An 18,296-nucleotide genomic window follows, 5' to 3' on the forward strand; every position below is an offset into this window, starting at 1 on the left:
GCAGCGATGTCAGCTCCGCGCCACCTCCGACTGCGGCTGATCCCGGTCGCCGGCGCGTGCTGGGCGGTGGCGCTTCCCGTGACCTCGGCTCCGGTCCTCGCGGTCCCGATCGCCGCCACGCTGTGGACCGCCGGGCTGGTGGCGATCGTGGCGTCCGCGTTCGGCGCATACAGGCGCCGCCGCCGGCGAAGGTCGACGTGGCGGGTCGTGCTGATCCTCGGCCTGCTGGCGGCCGCGGCGTCCGCCTCGCACGTCGCGCTGGCCGAGCCCGGCCGCACCGAGGCCGCATCGCTCGCGCTCGAGGGCGGTCGCGCGGTCACCGTCACGGCGATCGTGACCGGCAAGGTCGAGCGGCGGATGAGCGGCGACTACGCGTTCGACGCCCTTGCGACCCGCATCGCGACGGGCACCGTCGGCGAGGACGTCCGCCTCGAGACCGTCGTCCGCGTTCAGCGCGAGGACGTCGATCACTGGGATCGGCTGGAGGTGGGAGCGGTCGTGACAGCCGACGGCACCGCACGTGCAGCGCCCGCCGGGAATCGAGCCGTGCTGTCCGTATCGGCCGCTCGCGGCCTGCAGGTCCAGGAACCCGCCTTCGGCGTCCTGGCTGTTGCAGGCGCGCTGCGGGATCGGCTGGTCGCCTCCACCGCCGGCCTGCCCTCGCCCGGAGCGGGACTCATCCCTGGACTCGCGGTCGGCGACACATCGGCGGTGACCGCGGAGCTCGACGCTTCGATGAAGAACGCGTCGCTGTCGCATCTGACGGCGGTCTCCGGTGCGAACTGCGCGCTCGTGGTCGGCCTGGCATTCGCCGCAGCGGCCGTTCTGGGCGCCTCGCGTCGTCTGCGGGTGATGGTCGGGCTCGGGGCGCTCGCGGGGTTCGTCGTCCTCGTCACACCGGAGCCCAGTGTCGTGCGCGCCGCTGCGATGGCCGGCGTGGCGATGCTCGGTGTGCTGCTCGGACGCACCGGGGTGGGCATGGCGATCCTGGCGCTCGCCGTGGCAGCACTCCTGGTCTTCGACCCCTGGCTGTCCGGCTCCCTCGGCTTCGCCCTGTCGACGGTCGCGACCGCATCGCTCCTGCTGCTCGCGCGCCCGCTTGCCGACGGGATGACCAGGCGCATGCCGCGCGCGCTCGCGGTGGCCCTGGCCGTGCCGATCGCCGCGCAACTGGCCTGCGGACCGCTCCTGATCCTGCTGACTCCGTCCGTGCCCGTGTACGGCGTCCTGGCCAACCTCCTGGCCGCACCTGCGGCGCCGCTCGCCACCGTTCTGGGATTGGCGGCGTGCCTGGCCGCACCGCTGCCGTGGCTGCAGTCCGGGTTGACGGCGATCGCGTGGCTGCCCGCCGCGTGGATCGCGGGGACCGCCGCGACCTTCAACGCACTGCCCGGCGCGCAGCTCGCTTGGCTGGAGGGACCCGCCGGCGCCATCGCGCTGGCCGGTCTCGGCGGCGCGGTCGGCATCCTGCTGGTGCTGCCGGCGGGCGGCCGCGGGCGGAAACGGATGCTGCGCCTCACCGCCGGCACGATCGTCGCCGTCGTCGTCGGTGGCGGTCTGGGCGGTGCGGCGCTCTCGTCGGTGGCCGGCCGCTGGACGCTGCCGCCGGAGTGGGCGATCCTGGCGTGCGATGTCGGCCAGGGCGACGCCGTGCTCCTGCGTTCCTCAGGGGCGGTCGCGCTGATCGACACCGGACCCGATCCCGCGGTGCTGTCCGCGTGTCTGGCGCGCGCCGGCATCGAGCGGATAGACCTGCTGGTGCTCACCCACTTCGATCTGGACCACGTCGGGGGAGCCGCCGCTGTCATCGGCCGCGCCGATGCGGTGCTGCACGGCCCAGCGCCCGACGACGCCGCCGGATCCCTCCTGCACGCGTTCACGACAGCCGGAGCCGAGGTGCGGGCAGCATCCAGCGGGTTGCGCGGCACCGTGGGCACCGCGCGCTGGCGGGTGGTGTGGCCGCCGCCCCGCAGCGGGGCCTTCCCCGCCGGGAACGATGCCAGTGTGATCGTCGAGGTCGGCGGAGGCGGCATCCCGTCATCACTCTTCCTCGGCGACCTGTCCGCCTCACCCCAGCGCGCACTCGGTGCCGCCGCGATCCTCGAGCCGTCATACGACCTCGTCAAGGTCGCGCATCACGGCAGTGCGGATCAGGATCCACGGTTCTACCAGGACATCGATCCCTCGATCGCGCTGATCACCGTCGGCACCGACAACGACTACGGGCACCCTCGGGACGAAACACTCGCGCTGCTGTCGGCAGCGGGCGCCCGCATCGCACGGACGGACCGCGAGGGCATGATCGCGGTGTGGCGCGCCGCCGACGGCGTCGCCCTCTGGCGCGAACGGGAGAACGTCTCGACGGAGCAGTCCGAGCAGGGTGCTGCGGACGATCGGGTCGGAGGCGATCGATAGGCTGACGGGATGGCCACGACCGCGCGACGCACGCCCGCCAAGACGCGCTCCGCGATTCCACAGCTGTCCTGGCGCGCGCCGCAGCCGGCGCCGATCGTGCTGATCTCGGGCCCGGAGGAAGTCTGCGCCGAGCGCGCGACCGCGGGCCTGCGCGAGTACTTGCGTGCCGAGGACCCCAGCCTCGAAGTCTCCGACGTCCGAGCCGACGACTATGCCGCCGGCACCCTCTTGGGCGTCACGGCGCCGTCATTGTTCGGCGAGCCGCGGCTCGTGCGGGTCAGTGGCGTCGAGAAGTGCTCCGACACGTTCCTGACCGAGGCGGTGTCCTACCTCTCGCACCCGCAGGAGGGTGCCACCGTGGTGCTGCGCCATACCGGCGCGAGTGTGCGCGGCAAGAAGCTCCTCGACGCGATCCGCGCAGGGGAGGGCGGGGGAGTCGAGATCGCCTGCCCCGCCATCAAGCGCGATTCCGATCGCTTCGACTTCGCCGCGGGGGAGTTCTCCACCGCACGCAAGCGCATCGCACCGGCCGCGCTGCGCACGCTCGTCTCCGCCTTCGCCGACGATCTGACCGAACTCGCGGCGGCCTGCCAGCAGCTGATCTCCGACGTGCCCGGCGACATCGGCGAGCAGACGGTGGAGCGGTATTACGGCGGTCGGGTCGAGACCTCGGCGTTCACTGTGGCCGACACCGCGATCGCGGGGCGCTACGGCGATGCGCTGATCGCGCTGCGCCACGCGCTCTCCTCGGGTGCCGACCCGGTGCCGCTGGTGGCCGCAATCGCATCGAAGCTGCGCACCATGGCCCGGGTGGCCGGGCATCGGGAGTCCTCCGGCGCGCTCGCGGCCCGCCTCGGGCTCAAGGACTGGCAGGTCGACCGTGCGCGCCGAGATCTGGTCGGGTGGTCGGACGCGACGCTGGGGATGGCGATCCAGGCGGCTGCGCGAGCGGACGTCGATGTGAAGGGCGGTTCGCGCGACAGCGTGTTCGCGCTCGAGCGACTGATCACCGTGATCGCCACCAAAGCGCCGTTCGGCGGCTAGGAAACACGAAAGCCCGTCCCTTTCGGGACGGGCTTCCGAAGCGTCGGTGCTCAGAGCGCCGCGACCTGCTTCGCGATGGCCGACTTGCGGTTCGCGGCCTGGTTCTCGTGGATGACGCCCTTGCTGACGGCCTTGTCGAGCTTCTTGGTCGCCTTCGCGAGCGACGCCTCCGCAGCGGCCTTGTCGCCCGCGGCGATGGCCTCGCGGGTGCGACGCACCTCGGTGCGCAGCTCGCTCTTGACGGCCTTGTTCCGCTCGTTGGCCTTCTCGTTGGTCTTGTTGCGCTTGATCTGCGACTTGATGTTTGCCACGGTTGTCGTCGGTCTTTCGTTCGGAGTGGTTGATATGAAGTGCCGGCGAACAGAAGAGGGCTGTCATCCGGCGGTCGTGCGGAGGCGATCCACACGCAAGCCAATCACCGAGTCTATCAGGAATCGCGCGGCTGCCCCGCCTGGCGGCCGCCCACGGTCGCCAGTGCCACGCCGAGGACCGCGTTGAAGACGCGAGGGCGCATCACGGTCACGTGGTGCGTGGTCCGGGGCACCACGATCAGCTCGGCATGCCGGGCCACCCGGAGGAAGAGGCGCTCGTTGACCCGCAGCTGGTCGAATTGCCCGTTCACGAACCACAGCGGCACCTCGATGCGGCGCAGCGCGGTGAGCAGGTCGAGGGCGGAGAGGCTGCGCAGGGCGACGTGCTGCGCGTCCAGGGCGTAGCCGCCCGCCCCGAAGTCCGGACGCGTCTCGTCGGGGAGGATGCGGTCGAGCATCCGATCCGTGAGCCACATGCCGCGATCGGGGAGGGCGTCGAATCCGCGCGTGAGCGCGCGGTAGGCGTGCAGCCCGGCGCCGCGCGGGATCGATGTGCAGGATGCCGCGATGAACGCGTCCACCGGCGGAGGCTCCCGACCACCGGCGTACTCGATGCACAGGAGCCCGCCCATGGAATGGCCGGCCAGAACCACGGGCCCTCGGGTCGCGGCATCCCGCACCGCCTCATCGATCGTCTGCAACGCCGAGGCGAGCGTGAATGTCTCGCGCATCCGGCTGCCGTGCCCGGGCAGATCGACGGCGACGACTCCGGCTCCGCGTGCACGCAGATACTCGACCTGCGCGCGCCACATGCTCGCGGACGTCCGGATGCCGTGCACCATGACCACCTGCACGACCATTCGCCCAGGATATGGCCCGTAGAATCGACCGGATATGTCACCCCGCGCCCTCACGCCCCTCGAGCCGTCCGCGACACCGCCCGAGCAGATCCGCAACTTCTGCATCATCGCCCACATCGACCACGGCAAGTCGACCCTGGCCGACCGCATGCTGCAGATCACCGGCGTCGTCTCCGACCGCGATATGCGCGCGCAGTACCTGGATCGCATGGACATCGAGCGCGAGCGGGGCATCACGATCAAGAGCCAGGCGGTGCGGATGCCGTGGGCGGGCCCTTCGGTGAGCGCAGGGACGGCGAACACCTACGCGCTGAACATGATCGACACGCCCGGCCACGTCGACTTCACCTACGAGGTGAGCAGGTCGCTCGCTGCGTGCGAAGGCGCGATCCTGCTGGTGGATGCCGCGCAGGGCATCGAGGCGCAGACCCTGGCCAACCTCTACCTGGCGCTCGAGAACGATCTGCACATCATCCCCGTGCTGAACAAGATCGACCTGCCGGCCGCCGACCCCGACAAGTACAGCCGCGAACTCGCGAGCCTCATCGGCGGCAAGCCGGAGGACGTGCTGCGGGTCAGCGGCAAGACCGGCATGGGCGTCGAAGAGCTCCTCGACCAGGTCGTGGCGCAGATCCCTCCGCCGCAGGGCGACCCTGCCGCGCCCACGCGGGCGATGATCTTCGACTCGGTCTACGACTCCTACCGCGGGGTCATCACGTACGTCCGCATGATCGACGGCACCCTCAGCCCGCGCGAGCGGATCCAGATGATGTCCACCCGCGCCGTGCACGACCTGCTCGAGATCGGCGTCTCCTCGCCGGAGCCCACACCGACCAAGGGCCTCGGCGTCGGCGAGGTCGGCTACCTCATCACCGGCGTGAAGGACGTCCGCCAGTCCAAGGTCGGCGATACGGTCACCAGTGCCGCGAAGCCCTCGAAGGAGGCGCTGCCCGGCTACACCGATCCGAAGCCGATGGTGTTCTCGGGTCTGTATCCCATCGACGGCAGCGACTACCCGGTGCTGCGCGAGGCGCTGGACAAGCTCAAGCTGTCGGATGCCTCACTGAACTACGAGCCGGAGACCTCGGTGGCGCTCGGGTTCGGCTTCCGCTGCGGGTTCCTCGGTCTGCTGCACCTGGAGATCGTGACGGAGCGTCTGGAGCGCGAGTTCGGCCTGGACCTCATCTCGACCGCGCCGTCGGTGACGTACGAGGTCACGACCGACGACCGCAAGAGCTTCACGGTGACCAATCCGAGTGAGTTCCCCTCCGGGACGAAGATCGCCAGCGTCACCGAGCCGATGGTCAAGGCCGCGATCCTCGCGCCCAAGGACTACGTCGGCACGATCATGGAGCTGTGCCAGTCCCGGCGCGGCACCCTGCTGGGGATGGAGTATCTCGGCGAGGACCGGGTCGAGATCCGCTACACGATGCCGCTCGGCGAGATCGTCTTCGACTTCTTCGACAACCTGAAGTCCAAGACCGCCGGCTACGCATCGCTGGACTACGAGCCCAGCGGCGACCAGGAGGCCGATCTCGTCAAGGTCGACATCCTGCTGCAGGGCGAGCCGGTCGATGCGTTCAGCGCGATCGTGCACCGCGATAAGGCCTACGCCTACGGGGTGCTCATGACGGAGCGCCTCAAGAAGCTGATTCCGCGGCAGCAGTTCGAGGTGCCGATCCAGGCTGCCATCGGTGCCCGGATCATCGCGCGCGAGTCGATCCGCGCGATGCGCAAGGACGTCTTGGCCAAATGCTACGGCGGCGACATCACCCGCAAGCGCAAGCTGCTGGAGAAGCAGAAGGAGGGCAAGAAGCGCATGAAGATGGTCGGCCGCGTGGAAGTGCCCCAGGAGGCGTTCATCGCCGCGCTGTCCGGGGATACCGAGAAAAAGGACGCCAAGTAGGCTGGTTCTCATGCGCCGCGGGACGTTCAGGGACGAGACGGTCGACTACGCCGCTGTCGGAGCGACGCAGGCGCCCGATCTGATGCAGTACCCGCCGGAGCGCAGCCTGCCGGCTCAGGAATCCTGGCGTCTGGGCAGCGGCGAGTCGCGATTCCGCACGGCTGGAGACGCACTGCTGTCGTGGTCCGCCCTGCGCGGCGCGGGACTGGAGCTCAGCGACGTGCGCCCGGCATCGGGTCCGATGTACTCCGGCGTCAGCTTCGACGCGGAGGGCAATCCGCTCGCACCGAGCAAGCTCGAGGCCGATCAGCGATTCGATTCCGACGGCACCCCGTACGTCGGAGCGGGAACCACGGTGCACGTCGCCGGGCGAGTGCGAGGACTGCGGGCTGATGCCGAATTGCGGGTGATCTTCGCCGTCGAGGAGCCGCGTCGCATCGGCTTCGCCCTCGGCACCGTCGGCGGGTCCGTGGTCAGCGGGGAGGAGTCGTTCATGATCGAGTGGTACGAGAACGACGAGGTCTGGTTCACCGTCCGCGCCTTCGACGCGCCGACCGCATTTCTCTACCGCGTCTTCCCGGGCCTGGTCCGTCGACGCAGACGAGAGCTGTTCACCCGCTACCTGCGCGCCATCTCGCCGCTGTACACGACGCCGGCTTGAGCACGCGCTGATGGGCTCCGCACTCCCGCTCGGCGAGCCCGCACCGGCCGACGGTTCCCTCGACGTGGCCGTCGACCAGGCGACACCCTTCGGCGTCTACCTGCACGTGCCGTTCTGCCGCGTGCGATGCGGATACTGCGACTTCAACACGTACACGGCGACCGAGTTGCGTGGCACCAGACAGGACCAGTACGCCGACACTCTCCTCCAGGAGGTGGCTCTCTCACGGAGGGTCCTGTCGGTCGCGGGCCCGCTTCGACCGGCACGGACGGTGTTCTTCGGCGGCGGAACCCCGACGCTGCTGCCGGCCGGCGACCTCGCCCGCATGCTCGAGGGGATCCGCTCGACCTTCGGGATCGCGGTCGGCGCGGAGATCACCGTCGAGGCGAACCCGGACACCGTCACCGATGAGGTGGCGGCCGAGCTCGCGGCATCCGGCGTCACCCGCCTGTCGATCGGCATGCAGTCGGCAGTGCCGCACGTCCTGGCGGCCCTGGATCGCACCCACGATCCCGCGAACGTCCGCACCGCGGTGGCCGCGGCGCGGACTGCGGGCCTGGATGTGAGCCTCGATCTGATCTACGGAGCGCCGGGGGAGTCCCTCGACGACTGGCGAGCATCGCTGGAGACGGCGATCAGCCTCGCGCCGGATCACGTCTCCGCCTACGCGCTGATCATCGAGCAGGGCACGAGGCTCGCCCGCCAGATCTCGCGGGGGGAGGTGCCCGCACCCGACGACGACCTGCAGGCCGACATGTACGAGCTGGCCGACGGGCTCCTCGGGGAGGCCGGCTACGACTGGTATGAGGTGTCGAACTGGGCGCGCACGCCCGCGCAGCGATCGCAGCACAACCTCGCCTACTGGCAGGGCAGCGACTGGTGGGGGTACGGCCCCGGAGCGCACAGCCACATCGCCGGCTTGCGCTTCTGGAACGTCAAGCACCCCGCCGCCTACGCGCAGCGGCTCGCCGCCGGCGAGTCGCCCGGTGCCGCGCGCGAGCGGCCCGACCAGGCCGCGCGCACGCTCGAGAGCGTGCTGCTGCGCACACGGATTCGCGAGGGGCTGCCCACCGCGGAACTCCTCGGGTCAGGGCGGCACGCGGTCGCAGCGCTCATCGCCGACGGGTTGATCGAGGGCGCCGAGGCGGTTCGCGGTCGCGTCGTCCTGACGCTCCGCGGACGACTCCTCGCCGATGCGGTCGTGCGGGCACTCACCGACTGAGCGTCCTCCGGCCGTGTCCGAGCCGATCCGGTAGAATTGGCACTCAGTTCGTGAGAGTGCCAACGGTTCGATGCGCGGAGGAGGCGAGATGGTCACCGATCGGGGTCTGCAGGTCCTGCGGGCGATCGTGCAGGACTTCGTCGACACGCGCGAGCCGGTCGGCAGCAAGGCGATCGTCGAACGCCACGCGTTCGGGGTCTCCGCCGCCACGATCCGCAACGACATGGCACTCCTCGAGGATGAAGAGCTGATCGCCGCGCCGCACACCTCGTCGGGTCGCGTGCCCACCGACAAGGGGTATCGCGTGTTCGTCGACCACCTCGCCGAGGTCCGGCCGCTCTCACCCGCCCAGCGCACGGCGATCGCGGCGTTCCTGGACGGTCCCTCCGATCTGGACGACGTCCTGGCCCGCACCGTGCGGGCCCTGACCCAGCTGACCGGCCAGGTCGCGATCGTGCAGTACCCGTCGTTCGCGCGCGCGAACGTCTCCCACGTCGAGCTCGTCCAACTGGGCGGCGGCCGGATGCTGGTGATCGTCGTCACCGACACCGGACGCGTCTCCCAGCGCCTGGCGATCGTCCGCGAGGAGTTCGACGAGGACGACCTGGCGCGGATGCGCGCCGACATCGCCGCGCTGCTGGTCGGCCTGCCCGTCCGCGAGGGGGTGCAGCGCGTCCAGGAGCACCTCGGCTCCGAGGAGCGCACGCCGTCGGCGCGCGAGGCGGCCACGGCGATCATCGCTCGGATCGTGGCCGAAGAGCTCGAGGAGTTCCGTCAGGACCGCCTCGTCATGGCGGGATCGGCCAACCTCGCCCGCCGCGAATCGGACTTCCGCGGCAGCATCTACCCGCTGCTGGAGGCCATCGAGGAGCAGGTCACCCTGCTCAAGCTCATGGGCGAGATGGTCGCCGACGATCAAGGACTCGCCTCCAGCATCGGGCGCGAGAACGACGCCTTCGGGCTCGGCGAGGCAACGGTTCTGGCCAGCGACTACGACGCGACGGGCTCGCGGGCGCGCGTTGGGCTGCTCGGCCCCACCCGGATGGACTATCCCACCAACTTCGCGGCGGTCCGTGCCGTCGCGCGCTATCTCACCCGGATGCTCGACGACGACGAGAGTGCCCGCTGACGCGGCATCCGTGTTCACACGATCCCGCGCTCGACGCGGGCAGGAAGGCGATTTGTGGCTGACCACTACGAGGTCCTCGGCGTCGCTCGCGACGCGAGTTCCGAAGAGATCAAGAAGGCGTATCGACGTCTCGCGCGTCAACTGCACCCGGATGTCAATCCCGGTGAGGATGCCTCGGAGCGCTTCAAGCTCGTCACGCACGCGTACGACGTCCTGAGCGATCCGGATCAGCGCGCCCGCTACGACATGGGCGGCGATTCCCCGTTCGGCGGGGCCGGCGGGCAGGGCGGCTTCGGCGGCTTCGGCGACATCTTCGAGACGTTCTTCGGCGCCGCCGGCGGACAACGGGCGGGACGCCCGCGGTCGCGGCGCGAGCGCGGACAGGACGCGCTCGTGCGCGTCACCCTCGATCTCAAGGACGTCGTGTTCGGCGTCCATCGGGACCTCGACGTCGACACGGCCGTGCTGTGCGAGACGTGTCAGGGATCGTGCTGCCAGCCGGGCACCTCGCCGGTCACCTGCGACATCTGCCACGGCGCCGGAAACGTCCAGCGGACGGTGCGCAGCCTCCTGGGCAACGTCGTCACCAGCCAGCCGTGCGGTTCGTGCCAGGGCTACGGCACCACGATCCCGTACCCGTGCGCGACCTGCCAGGGGCAGGGGCGCGTGCGCGCTCGCCGCACCGTCTCGATCGACATCCCGGCCGGCGTCGAGACCGGCCTGCGCCTGCAGCTGCCCGGTTCCGGCGAGGTCGGACCGGCCGGCGGACCGAACGGCGACCTCTACATCGAGGTCACCGTGTCGCCGCACGAGGAGTTCAGCCGCGACGGCGACGATCTCCTGGCGACCCTCGAGGTATCGATGTCGGACGCGATCCTCGGCACGACCACGACGATCGAGTCACTGGACGGCCCCGTCGACCTCGAACTGCGCGCCGGCGTGCAGGGCGGTGATGTGCTGACCATCAAGAACCGCGGCATCACGCCGCTGCGCGGCACGCAGCGCGGAGACCTCCGCGTCGGCGTGCACGTGGTCACCCCGACCCGGCTGGATGCTCGGGAGCGTGCGCTCATCGAAGACTTCGCCAAGCGCACGAAGGCCCCCGCGCCGCGCCTCGCGGAGTTCCACCAGGGACTGTTCGCGAAGCTGCGGGACCGCTTCCGGAACAGCTGAGATGCCCCTGCACTTCCTCCTGGACCACCCGGCATCGGCGAGCGTCGGCGACGATGTCGTGCTCACCGGGACGGAGGCGCACCACGCGGCGACCGTGCGTCGCGTGCGCGTCGGCGAGGAGGTCACCGTGGGGGACGGGCGGGGCACCTGGCTGACCGGCGAGTGCACGGCGGTCGGCCCGCGCGAGGTCGTGGTCCGCGTCACCGGCAGGGCCGACGTTCCGCCACCGTCTCCTCGGCTCGTGCTGGTGCAGGCCCTCGCCAAGGGCGATCGGGACGAGTTGGCCGTCCAGGCCGCGACCGAACTCGGCGTCGATGAGATCATCCCGTGGCAGGCTGCGCGCAGCGTCTCCCGCTGGGACGCGGCCAAAGCCGACAAGGGCCGAGCGCGGTGGGCGGGCATCGTGCGCGAGGCCGCCAAGCAGGCCCACCGGGCGTGGCTGCCGGACGTGTCACCACTGGTGTCCACGAAAGCGCTGACCGCACGGGCCGCCGCATCCCGGATGCTCGTCCTGGAGCCCACGGCGACCGAGGCCCTCACCGCACTCGATCTGACCGCAGCCGAAGAGGTCGTCCTGGTGATCGGCCCGGAGGGCGGGATCACGCCGGACGAGCTCGCGGCGCTCGCCGGCGCCGGTGCCACCGCGGCCCGACTCGGCGACACCGTGCTTCGCACCTCCACCGCCGGTCCCGCGGCGGTGGCGATCGCCAGCGCCGCCCTGGGCCGCTGGTGAGCGCTCGTCGATAGACTGGCCCGATGAGCGAGCCCTCGATCTTCACCCGCATCCTGGACGGCGAGATCCCCTCGGAGATCATCGCCGAGACCGAGAACGTCTTCGCCATCCGCGACATCGCGCCCAAGGCGCCGGTGCATCTGCTCGTGATCCCCAAGACGGGGGAGTACCGCAACGTGGTCGAACTCGCCGCCGGCGACCCGAGCCTGCTGGCCGAGGTCGTCGGGCTCGCGAACACCGTCGCGGCGGAACACGCGGACGGGGACTTCCGACTCGTCTTCAACACCGGCGCCGGTGCCGGGCAGACGGTCTTCCACGTGCACGCCCACGTCCTCGCCGGCGAGCTGACGGAGGCGAGCCTCGGTGCCTGAGCGACCCGGCGCCTCCGCGGCATCCGATCCCTCTTCCGCCCCAGGCGGCGCCGTCGTCGAACGCGTGTACGCCGACGGCGTCGCCATGGTGCAGCTGCTCGGTCCGCAGGACCGTCTGCTGCGCGTGGTCGAGAAGGAGCATCCCGGCGTGGACGTCCACGTCCGGGGGAACGAGATCACCCTCTCCGGGAGCGCGGCCGACGTCGCCGCCGCCCGGGTGCTCGTCGACGAGCTGCTGGCGATGACGAAGGCGGGCCAGAATCTCGGCCCGTCCGACGTGTCCTCCTCCAACAAGATCCTGCGCAGCGAGGGCGGTCCGCGGCCCTCCGAGGTGCTCGGCGAGGCCATCCTCTCCTCGCGAGGCAAAGTCATCCGCCCGAAGACGCTCGGACAGAAGGCGTACGTCGATGCGATCGAGGAGAACACGATCGTGTTCGGCATCGGACCGGCCGGCACCGGCAAGACGTACCTCGCGATGGCCAAGGCCGTCCAGGCGCTGCAGCGCAAGGAGGTCAGCCGCATCATCCTGACCCGCCCGGCGGTGGAGGCCGGTGAACGGCTCGGCTTCCTTCCGGGAACCCTCACCGACAAGATCGATCCGTACCTGCGCCCACTGTACGACGCCCTCAACGAGATGATGGATCCCGAGCTGGTCCCCAAGCTGATGGCCAGCGGCACGATCGAAGTCGCGCCCCTGGCGTACATGCGCGGCCGCACCCTCAACGACTCGTTCGTCGTGCTCGATGAGGCGCAGAACACCACCCCCGAGCAGATGAAGATGTTCCTGACCCGGCTGGGCTTCGGGACGCGCATGGTGGTCACCGGCGACATCACCCAGATCGACCTGCCCCAGGGCGCGTCGGGACTCCGCCTCGTGACGCGTGTCCTCGGCAACATCGAGGACATCCATTTCGCCTACCTGACCAGCGAGGACGTCGTGCGCCACACGCTCGTCGGGCGCATCGTCGATGCCTACACGGAGTTCGACGAGCGACGCCTGGCCGGCCGGCGCGAGCGCGACGAGGCGGCCGAGTTCGCCAATCGCGCAGATCGGCGAGGCGCGTCACGGCCGCAGAATCCCCGTGATCATCTGCCGAAACGAGGACGCTCATGACGATCGAGATCAGCAATGAGTCCGGGTTCGCGGCGGACGAGACCGTCCTGCTCCGCCTGATGGAGCACAACCTCGCCGAGCTGCACGTGAGCGCGGACGCCGATGTGGCGATCCTGCTCGTGGACGAGGGCGCGATGGAGGCCCTGCACGTGCAGTGGATGGACGAGCCGGGCCCGACGGACGTGCTCAGCTTTCCGATGGACGAGCTCCGCCCGGGCACCGAGGACATGCCGACCCCCGCGGGTCTGCTCGGCGACATCGTGCTGTGCCCGCAGGTCGCCGAGACCCAGGCCGTCGCCGCCAAGCACTCGACGATGGACGAGCTGATCCTGCTCACCACGCACGGCCTCCTGCATCTCCTCGGCTTCGACCACGCCGAACCGGAGGAGAAGCGCGAGATGTTCGGTCTGCAGACCGAGCTCATCATGAGCTTCCACGTGGCCGAACGCCGTCGAAATCGCGCATGACCGCGGCGCTGCTCCTGGTCGCCGCGGTCCTGCTGATCGCCTTCGGCGGCCTGATGGCTGCGATCGACGCGGCGCTGGGCGTCACCTCGCGCGGCGACCTCGCCGATCTCGCGATGGGCGGGCGCAACGCCGCGTCGCTGCGCAAGATCGCCGACGATCCCGAAGCGCATGCGAACGCGGTCGTGTTCATCCGCATCCTCGCCGAAACGGCGGCCGCGGTGCTGGTCACCGTCGCCTTCACCATCCTGTTCGACAGCATCTGGTGGGCGATGCTGGCCGCCGCGGTCCTGATGACCGGGATCTCGTTCGTCGTGGTCGGCGCGAGCCCCCGCACCGTCGGACGCCAGCACGCGAAGGGGCTGCTGCGCGGGGCGGCTCCGGTCATCCGAGGTGTCCGGATCTTCCTCGGCCCGCTGGCGCACGGCCTGGTGGCACTCGGCAACCGCGTCACCCCCGGCGTGGCACGCGGGTCGTCCTTCGCCTCCGAGGAGCAGCTGCTCAGCATCATCGACGAGGCCGCCGAGAACGAGCTCATCGAAGAGGACGATCGTGAGCTGATCCACTCGGTGTTCGACTTCACGGATACGTTCGTGCGGGCGGTGATGGTGCCGCGGACCGACATGGTGACGGTGGATGCCTCGTCGTCGACGCGCGCCGCGATGTCGATCTTCCTCGACAACGGCGTCTCGCGGATCCCGATCGTCGACGATGACGCCGACGACGTCGTCGGGGTGCTCTACCTGAAGGACCTCGTGCAGTTCGGCTTCCGCGACGAGGACGGCTGGCGCGACGCGCCGATCACCCGCATCGCGCGGCCGGCGGTGTTCGTGCCCGAATCGATGAAGGCGGAGACGCTGCTCCAGCAGATGAAGCGCGACGCCGTGCACGTCTGCCTCGTCATCGACGAGTACGGCGGGGTGTCCGGTCTGATCACCCTCGAGGACCTGATCGAGGAGCTAGTCGGCGAGATCGCCGATGAGTACGATCCCCGCGCCGACGAGGTCGTGGAGCTCGAGCCCGGACGCTTCCGTGTCAGCGCACGGCTCGGTCTGGACGAGGTCGGCGACCTCTTCGGCCTCGAACTCGAGGACGAGGACGTCGATTCGGTCGGCGGACTCCTCGGCAAGGCGCTGGGTCGCGTGCCGCAGCCGGGATCGACCGCCGAGTACGAGGGCCTGGTGATGACCGGTGGTGCCTCTCGCGGCCGGGGCCGTGGCCTGGCGACGGTGTTCGTCGAGCGAAGCGATGCCGCGCCGCAGACCGAGGAAGCGACGACCACCCGCGCACCGCGCACGGGTGAGATCCGAGTCGCCAGGAGCGGCTCCAGGAGAGGCGACTGATGCCCACCGAGTCCCCGGAGCATCGATCCGGCTTCGTCACCTTCGTCGGCAGGCCCAACGTCGGCAAGTCGACGCTCACGAACGCGCTCGTCGGCGAGAAGGTCGCGATCACCAGCGACAAGCCGCAGACGACCAGGCGCGCGATCCGCGGCATCCTGAACCGTCCCGAAGGCCAGCTGGTGATCGTGGACACACCGGGCATCCATCGCCCGCGCACCCTCCTCGGAGAGCGTCTGAACCATCTCGTCGAGCAGGTGCTCGGCGATGTCGATGTCATCGGACTCTGCGTGCCGGCCACCGAGAAGGTCGGCCCCGGCGACCGGCGGATCGCGGAATCGCTGGACGGCTACCGTCGCGCGAAGAAGGTCGCCATCGTGACGAAGACGGACGCGGCATCCCGCGAGCAGGTCACCGAACGGCTGCTGGAAGTCGACGCGCTCCGCGAGGACTGGGACGCCGTGATTCCGCTGTCTGCGCTGACCCACGAGCAGCTGGACGTCCTCACGTCCGAGCTGCTGAGCCTGATGCCGACCGGTCCCGCGCTGTACGAGGAGGGCGTGGTCACCGACGAGTCGCTCGAGGACCGCATCGCCGAGATCATCCGCGAGGCGGCGCTGGAGGGCGTGAGAGACGAACTCCCGCACTCGATCGCTGTCACGATCGAGGACATGGCCACGCGCGAGACCGGTTCGATGACCGACATCCACGCCAACATCGTGGTGGAGCGCGACAGCCAGAAAGCGATCATCATCGGTCACAAGGGCTCGAGGCTCGCCGACGTCGGGCGTCGCGCCCGCGCCGGCATCGAGCCGCTGGTCGGCACGAACGTCTTCCTGAAACTGCACGTGCGCGTGGCCAAGGAATGGCAGCGGGATCCGAAGCAGCTGGGCCGCCTGGGCTTCTGAGGCCGGTTCGCGCGGTCGCGGGCACGGGTGTAACCTGGCTCCATGCGCTTCGGCCGGCTCCTTCTTAGCCGCCGCGACGAGTCCTCGATCTAGGGCCCTCCTCGTCGCGGAGCTTCGTGTCGGCCCCCCTCATCTGACGAGAGACAAGCGACATCATGAAGAACACCCAGAAGACCTCAGGCATGCCGGTCCACAAGTACCGGCCGTACTCCGAGCAGATCGCCGTGCATCTGCCGGACCGCACGTGGCCGGATGCCCGGATCACGGCCGCTCCCAGATGGTGCGCGGTCGATCTCCGCGACGGCAACCAGGCCCTCATCGACCCGATGAGCCCCGAGCGCAAGCGCATCATGTTCGAACTGCTCGTCGGCATGGGCTACAAGGAGATCGAGGTCGGCTTCCCGAGCGCGAGCCAGACCGACTTCGACTTCGTCCGCCAGCTCATCGAGGACGACCTCATCCCCGACGACGTCACGATCCAGGTCCTGACGCAGGCGCGCGAGCACCTGATCGAGCGGACGTACGAGTCGATCGCCGGCGCCAAGCAGGCGATCGTGCACCTCTACAACTCCACGAGCATCCTGCAGCGCGAGGTCGTGTTCCGCACCGACAGGCAGGGCATCATCGACATCGCCCTGGAGGGCGCACGCCTCTGCCGGAAGTTCGAGCAGCGCATCCCGCAGACGACCGTCTACTACGAGTACTCGCCGGAGAGCTACACCGGGACCGAGCTCGAATTCGCGGTGGACATCTGCAACCAGGTCATCGAGATCTTCGAGCCGACGCCGGAGCGCAAGGTGATCATCAACCTGCCGGCGACCGTCGAGATGGCAACACCCAACGTGTACGCCGACTCGATCGAGTGGATGAGCAGACGCCTCGCGCACCGCGAGAACATCATCCTGTCCCTGCACCCGCACAACGACCGCGGCACCGCCATCGCGGCCGCCGAACTCGGCTACATGGCCGGGGCCGACCGCATCGAGGGCTGCCTCTTCGGCAACGGCGAGCGCACCGGCAACGTGGACATCGTGGCGCTCGGCATCAACCTGCTCACGCAGGGGATCGACCCGCAGATCGATTTCAGCGACATCGATCAGGTCAAGCGCACCGCCGAGTACTGCAACCAGCTGCCGGTGCACGAGCGCAGCCCCTGGGCCGGCGACCTCGTCTTCACCGCCTTCAGCGGCTCGCATCAGGACGCGATCAAGAAGGGCTTCGAGGCGATGGATGACCGCGCCGCCGAAGAAGGCGTGTCGGTCGACGAGCTCGAGTGGGCCGTGCCGTACCTCCCGATCGACCCGAAGGACCTGGGGCGCTCCTACGAAGCGGTGATCCGGGTGAACTCGCAGTCCGGCAAGGGCGGCGTCGCCTACCTGCTCAAGAGCGACCACGCCCTGGATCTCCCGCGCAAGCTCCAGATCGAGTTCTCGGGGGTGGTGCAGGCCAAGACCGACGCCGAAGGCGGCGAGGTCACCAGCGACCAGATCTGGCGCATCTTCACCGACGAGTACCTGCCCGCCGCGGTGGCCGAAGAGCGATGGGGCCGGTTCGAACTGTTCTCCACCCGTACGCAGAGCGATCTGGCCGGTGACGTCGCACTCGAGGTGTCGCTGCGCGACGGAGACGAGCGGGTCGAGGCATCCGGTCATGGCAACGGCCCGATCGCGGCGTTCCTGAGCATCATGAGCGAACGCGGCTTCGAGGTGCAGCTCTACGACTACGTCGAGCACACGCTCAGCGCCGGTGGCGACGCGCAGGCGGCCGCCTACGTCGAGCTCAATGTCGAGGGCGAGCGACTGTGGGGCGTCGGCATCGACGGTGACATCTCCACAGCCTCGCTCAAGGCGATCGTGTCGTGTGTGAACCGGGCGATCCGCACCCGGCAGACCGCTGCCGAGCTGGCCGGGGTCTAGCCGATCGTGTGCCGCGTGCCGGCCGGCGCGGCGTCCGCAGGGATGTCGCGCCGGCTGAGCAGCGCGGCCGTCAGGAAGCACAGCGCGCCCAGGAGCGTCCCGAGATTCGCCCAGAACAGGCTGATCAGGCTGCCGCTCTCCGGGATCGTGTACGCGCCGACGGCCGAGATGCCGAAGAACACCGAGCCCGCCATGTTCAGCCAGGTGCAGCGCCAGCTGCGCGCGCTCGGATCCCACAGGCCGTCCCGCTCGGTGGTCGCGACGACCGCGAATGCGCTGGCCACCAGGAAGCAGATGGACCCGAACGCATCGGGTCGCCATCCGTCTCCGACCCGGGTCTGATCGTTCGCTGCGGTGATCAGCGCCTCGGTCGTGCTGATGTTGAAGAAGATCGTGCCGGCGAATTGCACGGCCGAGGCCCACCAGTCCGCGCGATCGGCGCGATTCGTGTCCGACCGCGGCGGGCGGCGTCCGCTGAGCGCGAGTTGGATGAATGCGGCGAGCGTGAAGAAGATCGCGCCCACGAAGAAGGTGAGGTTCGTCACGACGCCACCGGCGGCCTGCGCGTAGAACGGGATCGCCCCCGTGGCGAAGAACAGCGATCCGACGGCGAATCCCCACGCCTCGCGTCGGAGCCGGATGCTGCGGGACGGCGCCATGCTCCGAGGATACGGGCGTGCACGGAGGCAACCTCACCCACGGAGTATGAAGTCCGGCGTCGACGAGGCC

The 18,296-nt window shown here is 69.7% G+C and carries 17 protein-coding genes; 14 read left to right on the forward strand and 3 right to left on the reverse strand.

Features of this window, described 5'->3' with window-relative positions; translation table 11 throughout:
• Positions 1–6: 6 nt before the first annotated feature.
• Together BLT19_RS12170 and holA are read left to right on the forward strand one after the other, a co-directional pair.
• Positions 7–2,415, forward strand: a complete 2,409-nt coding sequence (locus BLT19_RS12170; protein WP_091490562.1) for a ComEC/Rec2 family competence protein — start codon at positions 7–9, stop codon at positions 2,413–2,415.
• A 9-nt stretch (positions 2,416–2,424) separates the two neighbouring features.
• Complete coding sequence (gene holA, locus BLT19_RS12175) at positions 2,425–3,459, forward strand: DNA polymerase III subunit delta (RefSeq protein ID WP_091490564.1); 1,035 nt, start codon at positions 2,425–2,427, stop codon at positions 3,457–3,459.
• A gap of 50 nt (positions 3,460–3,509) precedes the next feature.
• On the opposite strand, the gene rpsT is transcribed toward holA, so the two are convergent.
• Both rpsT and BLT19_RS12185 read right to left on the reverse strand, forming a co-directional pair.
• On the reverse strand, positions 3,510–3,770 hold the full coding sequence (rpsT, locus tag BLT19_RS12180; RefSeq protein WP_091490567.1) for a 30S ribosomal protein S20: 261 nt from the start codon (positions 3,768–3,770) through the stop codon (positions 3,510–3,512).
• Between the two features lie 116 nt (positions 3,771–3,886).
• The gene (locus BLT19_RS12185; protein ID WP_091490569.1) at positions 3,887–4,630 is read right to left on the reverse strand and encodes an alpha/beta fold hydrolase; all 744 of its coding nucleotides are present in this window, start codon (positions 4,628–4,630) and stop codon (positions 3,887–3,889) included.
• A gap of 34 nt (positions 4,631–4,664) precedes the next feature.
• On the opposite strand from BLT19_RS12185, the gene lepA reads away from it, so the two are divergent.
• From lepA to leuA, 12 genes are all read left to right on the forward strand, one after another.
• Positions 4,665–6,536, forward strand: a complete 1,872-nt coding sequence (gene lepA / locus BLT19_RS12190; RefSeq protein WP_091490571.1) for a translation elongation factor 4 — start codon at positions 4,665–4,667, stop codon at positions 6,534–6,536.
• Between the two features lie 10 nt (positions 6,537–6,546).
• The gene (locus tag BLT19_RS12195) at positions 6,547–7,197 is read left to right on the forward strand and encodes a DUF1990 family protein (protein WP_091490574.1); all 651 of its coding nucleotides are present in this window, start codon (positions 6,547–6,549) and stop codon (positions 7,195–7,197) included.
• A 10-nt stretch (positions 7,198–7,207) separates the two neighbouring features.
• Positions 7,208–8,419: a radical SAM family heme chaperone HemW gene (gene hemW / locus BLT19_RS12200; protein ID WP_091490579.1), complete on the forward strand. Its 1,212-nt coding sequence runs from the start codon at positions 7,208–7,210 to the stop codon at positions 8,417–8,419.
• A gap of 88 nt (positions 8,420–8,507) precedes the next feature.
• On the forward strand, positions 8,508–9,548 hold the full coding sequence (gene hrcA / locus BLT19_RS12205) for a heat-inducible transcriptional repressor HrcA (protein ID WP_091490584.1): 1,041 nt from the start codon (positions 8,508–8,510) through the stop codon (positions 9,546–9,548).
• Positions 9,549–9,602: 54 nt separating this feature from the next.
• Positions 9,603–10,721 (forward strand): molecular chaperone DnaJ, encoded by a 1,119-nt coding sequence (dnaJ, locus tag BLT19_RS12210; protein ID WP_091490586.1) that lies wholly within the window; start codon positions 9,603–9,605, stop codon positions 10,719–10,721.
• A gap of 1 nt (position 10,722) precedes the next feature.
• Positions 10,723–11,454 (forward strand): 16S rRNA (uracil(1498)-N(3))-methyltransferase, encoded by a 732-nt coding sequence (locus BLT19_RS12215; protein WP_091490590.1) that lies wholly within the window; start codon positions 10,723–10,725, stop codon positions 11,452–11,454.
• Between the two features lie 23 nt (positions 11,455–11,477).
• Positions 11,478–11,825 carry an HIT domain-containing protein gene (locus tag BLT19_RS12220; RefSeq protein WP_091490591.1) on the forward strand — a complete coding sequence of 116 codons (348 nt, stop codon included), beginning with the start codon at positions 11,478–11,480 and terminating at the stop codon, positions 11,823–11,825.
• A gap of 85 nt (positions 11,826–11,910) precedes the next feature.
• Positions 11,911–12,939 carry a PhoH family protein gene (locus BLT19_RS12225; RefSeq protein ID WP_172825693.1) on the forward strand — a complete coding sequence of 343 codons (1,029 nt, stop codon included), beginning with the start codon at positions 11,911–11,913 and terminating at the stop codon, positions 12,937–12,939.
• Positions 12,936–13,406 carry an rRNA maturation RNase YbeY gene (gene ybeY / locus BLT19_RS12230; RefSeq protein ID WP_091490594.1) on the forward strand — a complete coding sequence of 157 codons (471 nt, stop codon included), beginning with the start codon at positions 12,936–12,938 and terminating at the stop codon, positions 13,404–13,406. The genes BLT19_RS12225 and ybeY overlap by 4 nt, the downstream gene beginning before the upstream one ends.
• Positions 13,403–14,746, forward strand: a complete 1,344-nt coding sequence (locus BLT19_RS12235; protein ID WP_091490596.1) for a hemolysin family protein — start codon at positions 13,403–13,405, stop codon at positions 14,744–14,746. The genes ybeY and BLT19_RS12235 overlap by 4 nt, the downstream gene beginning before the upstream one ends.
• Positions 14,746–15,651, forward strand: coding sequence for a GTPase Era (gene era, locus BLT19_RS12240; RefSeq protein WP_091490598.1), 906 nt, complete (start codon positions 14,746–14,748; stop codon positions 15,649–15,651). The genes BLT19_RS12235 and era overlap by 1 nt, the downstream gene beginning before the upstream one ends.
• Positions 15,652–15,806: 155 nt before the next feature.
• On the forward strand, positions 15,807–17,567 hold the full coding sequence (gene leuA / locus BLT19_RS12245) for a 2-isopropylmalate synthase (RefSeq protein ID WP_091490600.1): 1,761 nt from the start codon (positions 15,807–15,809) through the stop codon (positions 17,565–17,567).
• On the opposite strand, the gene BLT19_RS12250 is transcribed toward leuA, so the two are convergent.
• Positions 17,564–18,226: a hypothetical protein gene (locus BLT19_RS12250; protein ID WP_091490602.1), complete on the reverse strand. Its 663-nt coding sequence runs from the start codon at positions 18,224–18,226 to the stop codon at positions 17,564–17,566. The genes leuA and BLT19_RS12250 overlap by 4 nt on opposite strands.
• Positions 18,227–18,296: the final 70 nt, after the last annotated feature.

It is taken from the genome of Microbacterium pygmaeum (assembly GCF_900100885.1).
Classification (GTDB): domain Bacteria; phylum Actinomycetota; class Actinomycetes; order Actinomycetales; family Microbacteriaceae; genus Microbacterium; species Microbacterium pygmaeum.

Coding starts and splice junctions, on each gene's coding strand:
- BLT19_RS12170 (WP_091490562.1), top strand. CDS start 7: ATGTCAGCTCCGCGCCACCTCCGACTGCGGCTGATCCCGGTCGCCGGC.
- holA (WP_091490564.1), top strand. CDS start 2,425: ATGGCCACGACCGCGCGACGCACGCCCGCCAAGACGCGCTCCGCGATT.
- BLT19_RS12185 (WP_091490569.1), bottom strand. CDS start 4,630: ATGGTCGTGCAGGTGGTCATGGTGCACGGCATCCGGACGTCCGCGAGC.
- lepA (WP_091490571.1), top strand. CDS start 4,665: ATGTCACCCCGCGCCCTCACGCCCCTCGAGCCGTCCGCGACACCGCCC.
- BLT19_RS12195 (WP_091490574.1), top strand. CDS start 6,547: ATGCGCCGCGGGACGTTCAGGGACGAGACGGTCGACTACGCCGCTGTC.
- hemW (WP_091490579.1), top strand. CDS start 7,208: ATGGGCTCCGCACTCCCGCTCGGCGAGCCCGCACCGGCCGACGGTTCC.
- hrcA (WP_091490584.1), top strand. CDS start 8,508: ATGGTCACCGATCGGGGTCTGCAGGTCCTGCGGGCGATCGTGCAGGAC.
- BLT19_RS12215 (WP_091490590.1), top strand. CDS start 10,723: ATGCCCCTGCACTTCCTCCTGGACCACCCGGCATCGGCGAGCGTCGGC.
- BLT19_RS12220 (WP_091490591.1), top strand. CDS start 11,478: ATGAGCGAGCCCTCGATCTTCACCCGCATCCTGGACGGCGAGATCCCC.
- BLT19_RS12225 (WP_172825693.1), top strand. CDS start 11,911: ATGGTGCAGCTGCTCGGTCCGCAGGACCGTCTGCTGCGCGTGGTCGAG.
- ybeY (WP_091490594.1), top strand. CDS start 12,936: ATGACGATCGAGATCAGCAATGAGTCCGGGTTCGCGGCGGACGAGACC.
- BLT19_RS12235 (WP_091490596.1), top strand. CDS start 13,403: ATGACCGCGGCGCTGCTCCTGGTCGCCGCGGTCCTGCTGATCGCCTTC.
- era (WP_091490598.1), top strand. CDS start 14,746: ATGCCCACCGAGTCCCCGGAGCATCGATCCGGCTTCGTCACCTTCGTC.
- leuA (WP_091490600.1), top strand. CDS start 15,807: ATGAAGAACACCCAGAAGACCTCAGGCATGCCGGTCCACAAGTACCGG.
- BLT19_RS12250 (WP_091490602.1), bottom strand. CDS start 18,226: ATGGCGCCGTCCCGCAGCATCCGGCTCCGACGCGAGGCGTGGGGATTC.